We start from the raw sequence: 9,554 nt of genomic DNA, 5'->3' as shown, positions 1-9,554 counted from the left end.
CGGACTTCACATCGCGGGCATCTTCCTCTGGTCCGCCCGCTGATCCAAACGAAACCGCCTAGGGCCTGTCCGGCCCCGGCCCCCTCACCAGCGCACCGGCAGATGCCGCACGCCCCGGATGAGCATGCCCGGCAGCCACTGCAACTCGTCGGTCTGCACGTCGAGTTGGAGGTCCGGGGCCCGCTCCAGGAGGGTGCGGACGGCGATCCGGCCCTCCATCCGGGCGAGCGGGGCGCCCAGGCAGAAGTGGATGCCGTGGCCGAAGGCGAGATGGCTCTGCGGGGTGCGGCGGATGTCGAAACGGTCCGGCTCCTGGTGGCGCTCCGGGTCGCGGCCGGCCGAGGCGAGGGCGACCAGGGCGACCGCGCCGGCCGGAATGAGCGCGTCGCCGATCCGGACGGGCTCGCGCGCGAAGCGGTACGTGGAGGTCTCGACCGGGCCGTCGTAGCGCAGCATCTCCTCCACGGCGTTGTCGATGAGGCCGTCGAAGTCGGCCCGCAGCGCGTCCAGTTGGTCCGGATGGCTCAGCAGCGCGCGGACCCCGTTGGAGATGAGGTTGACGGTCGTCTCGTGGCCCGCGACGAGCAACAGGAAGGCCATGCCGATGAGTTCGTCCTGGGACAGCTGGTCGCCGTCCTCGTGCCGGGTGCGGATCAGGGCGCTCAGCAGGTCGTCGGCGGGGCCGGAGCAGCGCTTGTCCTCGATCAGCTCGGCCAGGTACACGCCGATCTTCCCGACGGCCTCGGGGCCTTCGGCGCCGTCCCGCGGCGCCACGGCCTGGTTGGACAGCACGCGGAAGGCCTCGCGGTCGAGGTCGGGCACGCCGATGAGCTCGCTGATGACGGTCATGGGAAGCGGGAAGGCGAGCGAGTCGATCAGGTCGGCGGCGCGTCCGGGGGCGGCCAGCATGGTGTCGAGGAGGCCGTCGGTGATCTCCTGGACGCGCGGGCGGAGCGCCTCGATCCGGCGCGGGGTGAACTCCCGCGCGACCAGCTTGCGCAGCCGGGTGTGCTGCGGCGGGTCGGTCTCCAGCATGTTCGAGCTGGCCGGCAGTTCTTCGTAGCCCGTCTCGGCCAGCGGCCGCCAGTCCTTCGCGAGGCGGGGGTCGGCGAGCGCGGCGCGCGCCGCCTCGTGGCCGACGATCAGCCAGACCTCCTCACCCATCGGCGTACGGACCAGATGTGCGGGGCCCGCGGCGCGCAGCTTGGCGTACACCGCATAGGGATCGGCGTTGAATTCCTCGGCGTGCTCGCTCAGATCGACCACCGTCATGGTCCCGCCCTCCGTTCGGTTGCCGTTCAGCCTACGTCGCCGTCCGGTTCGTCGAGCAGCCCGGCGTCGTGCACCAACAGGGCGATCTGGACCCGGTTGTTGAGGCCGAGCTTGGCCAAAACGCGCGAGACGTGGGTCTTCACGGTGGGCACGCTCAGATAGAGGCGTGCGGAGATCTCCGCGTTGGAGTGGCCGCGCCCGACGGCGACGGCGACCTCGCGTTCGCGCTCGGCGAGCAGCGCGACCCGCTCGCGGGCGCGGGCCGCCCGGTCGCCGGGCGCGGCCGTGCCGCCGGACACCTGGGTCATCAACTGCCGCATGACGGCCGGGGAGAGGACCGGGTCACCGTGCGCGACGCGGCGTACGGCGGCGACGATCTCGGCGGGCGGGGTGTCCTTGAGGACGAATCCGGCGGCTCCGGCGCGCAGCGCGCGCAGCACCTGTTCGTCGGCGTGGAAGGTGGTCAGGACGATCACCTCGGGTGCGTCGGGGCGGGCACGCAGCGTCTCGGTGGCGGTGAGGCCGTCGACGCGCGGCATGCGGATGTCCATGAGCACGACGTCCGGGCGCAGTTCCAGGGCGAGTTGGCCGATGCCGTGGCCGTCGGCCGCCTCGCCGACGATCTCGATGTCCTCGGCGCCGCCGAGCATGAAGGTGAGGCCCGCGCGGACCAGGGGGTCGTCGTCGACGATGAGCAGGCGGATGGTCATGAGGGCCACGGTAGCCAGGCCACCACCGCGAAGGAGCCGTCGGACCCGCGCCCGTGGTCGAGCCGGCCGCCGGCCAGGGTGGCGCGCTCGGTGAGCCCGATGAGCCCCTGCCCGGAGCCGGGGACCTCCGGGACCGGGCCCGGGGGCGGCGGGTTGCGGACCTCGACGGTGAGCCCGTCGCCGGGACGGCCGGTGACGGTGACGGTGACCTCGGCGCCGGGCGCGTGCTTGCGCGCGTTGGTGAGGGCCTCCTGCGCGATGCGGTAGGCGTTGCGGCCGGTGGCGGCGGGCACACCGTCCGCGTCCGGGATCCGGCTGTCCAGGGCGACCTTCATCCCGGCTTCGCGGGATTCGGCGACCAGCGCGTCCAGGGTGGCGAGGGTGGGCTGGGGCCGGTCGTCGGCGCCCTCTCCGGGGCTGCGCAGCACGCCGATGATCTGCCGCAGGTCCTGGAGCGCCTCGTGCGCGCTGTCCCGGATGACCCCGGCCGCGCGGGCGACCTGCGCGGGCGGCGCATCGGGCCGGAATTCGAGGGCCCCCGCGTGCACGGAGAGCAGCGTGAGCCGGTGGGCGAGCACGTCGTGCATCTCGCGGGCGATGGCCTCGCGGGCGAGCCGCTGCGCGTTCTCGGCCCGCAGCGCCGCCTCGGCCTCGGCGCGGGCGGCCCGCTCGCGCAGCGCGACGACGAGCTGGCGCCGGGAGCGTACGAGCATGCCCCAGCCGGTGGCGAGCAGGATGAGCACGGTGCCCACGACGGCGTTGGTGAGCAGGCTGGTGGTCGGGTCGGGGCGCAGCACCGGCTGGAACACCGAGCTGACCACGGCGGCGGTGCCCACCGCGAGCACCAGGGGCTTGAACGGCCGGTGCACGGCGAGGCTGAACAGGGCGACCAGGAACGCCCCGGAGGCGACCGGCGCGACCAGGGACACCGCGGTGAGCGCCAGCGCGAGCCCGGCCGGCCAGCGCCGGCGCAGCCACACCGCGCAGCAGGCGGCGGCGCCGACCAGCTGGTCGAGGACCATCACGGTGTCGGAGTAGCCGGGTGATTTGCCGAGGGTGTCCGCGGTGAGCATGCCGATGAGGGCGGCGGCGAGGAAGGCGCAGATGTCGACGGCCCAGTCGCGCACGGTGCGTCTGGGCCGGGCCCGGTCGCCGGGCAGCTCGGGGTCGGCCACCGCCGAGGGCAGCAGCCAGCGGAACTCGGGTCCGGCTCGTGTCATGTCGGCAAAGTTACGCAGCCGGGCGGCCCGGCGGCGCTTCGCGGGCGCGGGTCGCTACCAAAGTCGCAAGGCCGGAGACTTTGGACGCGGACGCGGTGTGCCGAAGGCCGAAGCGCCGGCGCGACCGGTTCGCACAGGCTCGGGACATGAGGAAATTCCTGGAGGTCGCCGGATTCCTGCTCCTCGTCCAGGGCATCGGCGGTCTGGTGCACGAGTGGACCGGGTGGTTCGACCTGTGGACGGTGGTGCACCGGCCCGACGCGCTTGAGGGGCACGAGGTGTTCGCGAGCATCGTGCTCGCGGTGGCGGGTGTGGCGGTGCTCATCGCGTCGGACCGGGTGGCGGAGAAGTAGCCGGCCGCGTGCTCGGTCCCCGGCCCTGCGTACCCGGCCGGTGCCGGCCGACGGGGGCTACGCGGCCCGACCGTCCGGAGCTGCGCGGCCTGACCGCCCCCGGCGCTCCGCACCGGAGCCCGCCCTCGAACGAGGGGGGGGGAAGACGGGCCGGGAAGAGAACGACGCGGGACACCCCGGTGCTGTCGGGTCGGGGTGTCCCGCGTCGGCGGGCGGGTGTCGTGCCGCCCTGTTCCGGGGAACCGGGACGGGGCCCGGTTCAGCGGACCGCGAGGGGCAGCCCCGCGATCCGCAGCGCTCAGCCGCCGAGTTCCTGGTGGCGGGCGATCAGACGGGACGCGCCCTCGGGGGTCAGGGAGCCGAAGAGGCGCAGGCGCGAGATGCCGCCGTCGGGGAAGATGTCGATCCGGACGTGCGTGCCGACGGCCGGCGCGTCCAGCAGGAAGCGGTGGTTCGTGTCGGGCTGCAACCGCGTACGGGGCAGCACCTCCACCCACTCCCCCGACTCGCCGTCACGGATGGAGAGCGCGGCCCAGCCGGCCGAGTTGCCCTTCAGATACGCCGTGTCGATCTCGACCGCACGCACCTCGGACTGGGCCGCGAGCCGGTAGCGGATCCAGTCGTTGCCCTTGTCGCGGCGGCGCCGGGTCTCCCAGCCGTCGTCCATCTTGCGGGAGCGGCCCGGCTGGATGGTGTTGGTGGCGGGCGAGTAGAAGCGGTCGGACGCGTCCTCGACCTGGCCGCCGTTCTCCAGCGCCGCGAGGTCGAGCGTGCCGAGCGCCGCCACCCAGCGCGGGTCGGGGGCGACCTCGCCGTAGACGCGCAGCCGGGCCACACCGCCGTCGGGGTGCTGGTTGAGCCGCAGGTGGGTGAAGCGCTGCTCCACGTCCACCGCGAAGCCGTTGGCCGCGTGGCCGCCAACTGCCGTACGGGGTATGAGAGTTGTCCACTTCACGTCGGCGGCGAGCAGCTCCTCGGGCGAGGGCGAGCCCGGCACCGAGGCGGCCTCGACGGAGACGGCCTGCGGGTAGTTGCCGCGGAAGTGGGCGGTGTCGACGACGATGCCGCGCACCACGCCGGGCGCGCCCAGGCGGATGAGCGCCCAGTCGTGGTCCTCGTCGGTGGGGTGCGGCTGGGCGGCCGAGACGCCGCGGCGGCGGCGGGTCTCCCAGCCGTCCATGATCTTGCCCTTGTGCCCGAAGTGCTCGGGGTCGAACTCGGCGGCCTCGGGCTTGAGCAGGTTCTCGCGCTCGGCGAAGAACTCGTCGTTCGCGGCGATCACACCCGCGCCCAGGCGCCGGTCGGCGAGGTCGACGTACTGGGTGAAGGAGAAGTCCGCGCTGCGGTAGTCCGCGTACGGGTCGCCGCCGCCGTAGGGGCTGGCGTCACCGGTGAAGGAGGGAAGGGTGCTCACGGTGTCAGTTGTTCCTTTCGAGCAGGCGGCCGGTGGGCTCGGCGATGACGCCGTGGTGCTGGATGCGCTCACCGCGCAGCCACGTGGACTTGACGACGCCGTGCAGCGTCTTGCCCGCATAGGCGGTGACGCGGTTGCGGTGCTGGAGTTCGGCCGGGTCCACGGTGAAGGTCTCGTCCGGGGCGAGCACCGCGAAGTCGGCGTCGCGGCCGGCCTCGATGGCGCCCTTCTGGGTCAGCCCGACGAGGTTCGCGGTCGCCGTCGACATCCAGCGGACCACGTCCTCCAGGGTGTAGCCGCGCTTGCGGGCCTCGGTCCAGATCGCGGGGAGGCTGAGCTGAAGGCCCGAGATGCCGCCCCAGGCGGTGGCGAAGTCGTCGGTCTTGAGGTCGGCGGTGGACGGCGAGTGGTCGGTGACGATGCAGTCGATGGTGCCGTCGGCCAGCGCGTCCCACAGCAGGTCGCGGTTGGCGTCCTCACGGATCGGCGGGCAGCACTTGAACTCGCTGGCCCCGTCCGGGACTTCCTCGGCGGTCAGGGTGAGGTAGTGCGGGCAGGTCTCGACGGTGAGCTTGACGCCCTCGCGCTTGGCGGCGGCGATCAGCGGCAGCGCGTCCGAGGACGACAGGTGCAGCACGTGCACCCGGGCACCGATCCGCTTGGCCGCGTCGATCAGGCCCTCGATCGCGGTGTTCTCCGAGACGCGCGGCCGGGTCGCCAGGTAGTCGGCGTACTTGGGGCCGGTCAGGTGCGGGGCGGCGTCGAGCTCGTGCGGGTCCTCGGCGTGGATGATCATCAGGCCGTCGAACCCGGCGATCTCGGCGAGCGACTGCGCGAGCTGCTCCTGGTTCAGCTCCGGGAACTCCTCGACGCCGGACGGCGAAAGGAACGCCTTGAAGCCGAAGACGCCGGCCTCGTGCAGGGGCCCCAGGTCCTTGACGTTGTCGGGCAGCGCGCCGCCCCAGAACCCGAGGTCGATGTGCGCCTTGGTCGCCGCGACCTCCTGCTTGACCCGCAGGTTCTCGACCGTGGTGGTCGGCGGCAGCGAGTTGAGCGGCATGTCGACGATGGTGGTGATGCCGCCGGCGGCCGCCGCGCGGGTGGCCGTCCAGAAGCCCTCCCACTCGGTACGGCCGGGGTCGTTCACGTGGACGTGGGTGTCGACGATGCCGGGCAGCAGCACGTCGTCGCCGAAGTCCTCCAGGCGCGCGCCGGCCGGGACCTCGGCCTCGTACGGCAGTACGTCCGCGATCTTCCCGTCGGCGACGGCGACCGTCGCCGGGCGCGTCCCCTCGGGGGTGATGACGCGCGTCGAGCGCAGTACCAGGTTGACGTCGGACACCCGAGCCCTCACTTCCCAGCGGAGTCTTTCCGTGCACCGGAACTTTTCCGTACACCGGAATTCAACGATCTGTTGAAGGAGTTTGCGCGCTGGCCGCGGAAACCGTCAAGGGTGGCCGAGGCGTGACGGCCGACACGGACGCGAGTCTTGGAGGTTTCCACAGAATGGAATTAGAATTTCGCCAAGCAGAATGTAGTTATCACCACGGGGCGCTGCCGACGAACGGACAAACCGCCTCTGACCGGCAGGGACACCTGACCTGTCCAGGGTAGGACGGACAACCGCCCGATAGGCTGCTCCTTCGCCTGCCAGTACCGAAAGGAACGCGCCGTGCCGACGTCAAGCGCCAGCACCACCGACGCCTCCAAGCCCTCCGCCGCCAGCGGAGGAGTCCAGTCTCTTGAGCGCGCCTTCGATCTCCTTGAGCGGATGGCCGACGCCGGGGGCGAGGTCGGCCTCAGCGAGCTCTCCGCGAGCAGCGGCCTGCCCCTTCCGACCATCCACCGGCTGATGCGCACCCTCGTGGCCTGCGGTTACGTACGCCAGCAGGCGAACCGGCGCTATGCGCTCGGCCCGCGTCTGATCCGGCTCGGCGAATCGGCGTCCCGTCTGCTCGGCACCTGGGCGCGGCCGTATCTGACCCGGCTCGTCGAGGAGACCGGCGAGACCGCGAACATGGCGCTGCTGGACGGCGACGAGATCGTGTACGTGGCGCAGGTGCCGTCCAAGCACTCCATGCGGATGTTCACCGAGGTCGGCCGGCGGGTCCTGCCGCACTCCACGGGCGTGGGCAAGGCGCTGCTCGCGCACACCCCGCCGGAGGAGGTGCGCGCGCTGCTCGCCCGAACCGGCATGCCGGCCGCGACGGAGAAGACGATCACCACGGCGGACGGTTTCCTCGACGCGCTGGAGCAGGTGCGGCGCGCCGGGTACGCGGTCGACGACAACGAGCAGGAAATAGGAGTGCGCTGCCTCGCGGTGTCGGTGCCCAACTCCCCCACCGCCGCGGCCATTTCGATCTCGGGCCCGGCCGGCCGGGTCACCGAGGCGGCCACCGACCGGATCGTCCCGATCCTCCAGGGCATCGCCCAGGAGCTCTCGACGGCGCTGGCCAACACGGGCGCCCAGACCTGAGCCGAACCCCGGCCCCGAAGCGACGAGGACCCCGGCGGTGCGGCACACCGCCGGGGTCTCGCGCGTGCGGGCCCTGGGTTCGGCCGAGTCGGACCGGGGTTCGGCCGAGTCGGACCGGGGTTCGGCCGAGTCGGACCGGGGTTCGGCCGAGTCGGACCGGGGTTCGGCCGAGTCGGACCGGGGTTCGGCCGAGTCGGACCGGGGTCAGACCGCTGCCGTGCGGGCCGCGCTCAGACGCCCGTCGGCCATCGTCACCACCGCGTCCATCCGCTCCAGATGCGTGCGGTCGTGGGTGACCAGCACCGTGGCCGTGGCCCGCTCGCGGGTGAGGGTGAGCAGCAGATCGAGCACGGCGGCCCCCCGCTCGTGGTCGAGGGCGCTGGTGGGCTCGTCGACGAGGAGCACGGCGGGCTCGTTCATCAGGGCGCGGGCGATGTTGATCCGCTGGCGCTGACCGCCGGAGAGCTGGTGCGGGCGGCGGTGGGCCTGGTCGGCGAGGCCGACGGCGGCCAGGAGCTCCCGGGCGCGCTCCCGTACCTCGCGCGGCTTGCGGCCCGCGAGGTGGGCCATCACCTGGAGCTGCTCGGCGGCCGTGAGCGCGGGCAGCAGGTTGGGCTGCTGGAAGACGATGCCGATGGAGTCGCGGCGCAGCGCCGCCTTCCGGGCCGGGCCGAGCCCGGCGGTGTCGGTACCGGCGACCACGACGCGGCCGCCGTCCGGGGCCACCAGGGTCGCGGCGACGGCGAGCAGGCTGGACTTGCCGGAGCCGGACGGCCCGACGCAGGCCGTCACCGTACCGGCGGGGACCGCGAGGGACACCTCGTCCAGGGCGGTGAGCCGGCCCTCGCCGTCCGGGTAGGTCAGGGTGACGCCGTCCAGGAGCAGGACCGGGTCCGCGGCGCGGGCCGGATTCGGGGCGGGGATCGGGTTCACAGGAGGGATACGGGGGGTCATCGGGCACTCCCGAGCGCGGTCAGCGGGTCGACGGCGGTGATGCGCCGGATGGACAGGGCGGCGCCGATCACGCCGAGGACGATCAGGACGGCGCCGGGCCCGAGCGTGGTGGCCGGGTCGAGCACGAAGGGCACCGCACCGCCGACCAGCGCTCCGGCGAACGCGGCGAGCCCGGTGCCGAGCAGGGTGCCGGCCGTCAGCATGACGACCGCCTGCCCGAGCGCGTCCTTGAGCAGATAGGGCGTCGAGGCGCCGAGCGCCTTCAGTACGGCGATGTCGCCGCTGCGCTGGATCGTCCACACCGTGAAGAACGCGCCGACGACCAGCGCCGAGATCACGAACAGGAAGCCGCGCATCAGCTGGAGCGAGCCGTTCTCGGCCTGGTAGGAGGGCAGCGCCGCGAGGGCGTCGGAGAGCGTCAGGCTGCGGGTGCCCAGCTCCTTGTCGAGGGCCGCCGGGTCCGCGCCGCCGGTGAGGCCGAGCGCGACGACGGTGGCGGGCGCGTCCTGCGCGAGCGCGGTCCACACGACGGGGGTGTGGCTGTAGGAGTCGGAGCCCGCGACCGCCGACACGGTCAGCGTACGGCCCCCGAGCGTCAGGGTGTCACCCGCCCGCGCGCCGAGGTCGTCGGCCGCACCCCGGGAGAGCACGACGGATCCGGCGCGCACCGCGGCCGGGGCGAGGTCCGAGCCGGGCGGCACCGCGAAGGAGGACACCGCGGCGGTGCGCTCGCCCGCCTTCGCGTTCAGCGTGGCGATGCCGAGCGGCTGGGCCTCGCGCACCCCGGGCGCCTGCTGCCACTTGTGCCAAGTACCGCTCGACACAACGGAGTTGGTGAAGGAAGCCGACTGCCCCGAGGGCGGCGCGGCGAAGGCGAGCCGGTCGGCCGGCAGGCCGCTGACGGCCGAGGTGTTGTCCCGGGCAAGACCGGCGGTCAGCCCGGAAAGCAGCCCCACCAGCAGGGTGATGAGCACCACCACCGCACCCATCAGCGCGAACCGGCCCTTGGCGAACCGGAGGTCTCTCCATGCGACGAACATGGGCTCAAGCCTGGTCGCGCGGGCCCGTCGCCACATCGCGCCGGAGCATGCTCCCCGGTATCGAAGGATGCATCCGCACATCAAACTTTCGGTTGACCGGGGCCGCCCACCTCCC

At 73.0% G+C, this 9,554-nt stretch carries 9 protein-coding genes; 2 read left to right on the top strand and 7 right to left on the bottom strand.

Annotated elements, in window-relative coordinates; genetic code table 11:
• Positions 1-84: 84 nt before the first annotated feature.
• From CG740_RS38615 to CG740_RS38605, 3 genes are read right to left on the bottom strand one after another with little or no spacing between them, the layout of a single operon-like run.
• The gene (locus CG740_RS38615; protein ID WP_100580000.1) at positions 85-1,272 is read right to left on the bottom strand and encodes a cytochrome P450 family protein; all 1,188 of its coding nucleotides are present in this window, start codon (positions 1,270-1,272) and stop codon (positions 85-87) included.
• 26 nt (positions 1,273-1,298) lie between these two features.
• The gene (locus tag CG740_RS38610) at positions 1,299-1,982 is read right to left on the bottom strand and encodes a response regulator transcription factor (RefSeq protein WP_100580007.1); all 684 of its coding nucleotides are present in this window, start codon (positions 1,980-1,982) and stop codon (positions 1,299-1,301) included.
• Positions 1,979-3,202, bottom strand: a complete 1,224-nt coding sequence (locus CG740_RS38605; RefSeq protein ID WP_100579999.1) for a sensor histidine kinase — start codon at positions 3,200-3,202, stop codon at positions 1,979-1,981. The genes CG740_RS38610 and CG740_RS38605 overlap by 4 nt, the downstream gene beginning before the upstream one ends.
• Positions 3,203-3,348: 146 nt before the next feature.
• Between CG740_RS38605 and CG740_RS38600 the strand changes: the two genes are divergently transcribed.
• Positions 3,349-3,555: a hypothetical protein gene (locus CG740_RS38600; protein ID WP_100580006.1), complete on the top strand. Its 207-nt coding sequence runs from the start codon at positions 3,349-3,351 to the stop codon at positions 3,553-3,555.
• Between the two features lie 298 nt (positions 3,556-3,853).
• Here the strand turns inward: CG740_RS38600 and alc are convergent, their stop codons facing one another.
• Entirely contained in the window at positions 3,854-4,969 is a 1,116-nt protein-coding gene (gene alc / locus CG740_RS38595; RefSeq protein ID WP_100579998.1) for an allantoicase, read from the bottom strand.
• Positions 4,970-4,973: 4 nt separating this feature from the next.
• Complete coding sequence (gene allB / locus CG740_RS38590) at positions 4,974-6,311, bottom strand: allantoinase AllB (protein WP_100579997.1); 1,338 nt, start codon at positions 6,309-6,311, stop codon at positions 4,974-4,976.
• A 330-nt stretch (positions 6,312-6,641) separates the two neighbouring features.
• Between allB and CG740_RS38585 the strand changes: the two genes are divergently transcribed.
• Entirely contained in the window at positions 6,642-7,445 is an 804-nt protein-coding gene (locus tag CG740_RS38585; protein ID WP_100579996.1) for an IclR family transcriptional regulator, read from the top strand.
• Between the two features lie 204 nt (positions 7,446-7,649).
• On the opposite strand, the gene CG740_RS38580 is transcribed toward CG740_RS38585, so the two are convergent.
• Positions 7,650-8,399 (bottom strand): ABC transporter ATP-binding protein, encoded by a 750-nt coding sequence (locus tag CG740_RS38580; protein ID WP_100579995.1) that lies wholly within the window; start codon positions 8,397-8,399, stop codon positions 7,650-7,652.
• Positions 8,396-9,439 carry an ABC transporter permease gene (locus CG740_RS38575; protein ID WP_100579994.1) on the bottom strand — a complete coding sequence of 348 codons (1,044 nt, stop codon included), beginning with the start codon at positions 9,437-9,439 and terminating at the stop codon, positions 8,396-8,398. The genes CG740_RS38580 and CG740_RS38575 overlap by 4 nt, the downstream gene beginning before the upstream one ends.
• Positions 9,440-9,554: the final 115 nt, after the last annotated feature.

Origin of the sequence: Streptomyces sp. CB01201 (assembly GCF_002803085.1) — a bacterium.
Lineage (GTDB): Bacteria > Actinomycetota > Actinomycetes > Streptomycetales > Streptomycetaceae > Streptomyces > Streptomyces hundungensis.
The sequence above is the reverse complement of the archived record's forward strand: the minus strand, read 5'-3'. Positions and strand labels throughout refer to the sequence as shown.

Bases quoted from the DNA above. Each gene is read 5' to 3' on its own strand.
- CG740_RS38615 (WP_100580000.1), bottom strand. From the start codon at position 1,272: ATGACGGTGGTCGATCTGAGCGAGCACGCCGAGGAATTCAACGCCGAT.
- CG740_RS38610 (WP_100580007.1), bottom strand. From the start codon at position 1,982: ATGACCATCCGCCTGCTCATCGTCGACGACGACCCCCTGGTCCGCGCG.
- CG740_RS38605 (WP_100579999.1), bottom strand. From the start codon at position 3,202: ATGACACGAGCCGGACCCGAGTTCCGCTGGCTGCTGCCCTCGGCGGTG.
- CG740_RS38600 (WP_100580006.1), top strand. From the start codon at position 3,349: ATGAGGAAATTCCTGGAGGTCGCCGGATTCCTGCTCCTCGTCCAGGGC.
- CG740_RS38580 (WP_100579995.1), bottom strand. From the start codon at position 8,399: ATGACCCCCCGTATCCCTCCTGTGAACCCGATCCCCGCCCCGAATCCG.
- CG740_RS38575 (WP_100579994.1), bottom strand. From the start codon at position 9,439: ATGTTCGTCGCATGGAGAGACCTCCGGTTCGCCAAGGGCCGGTTCGCG.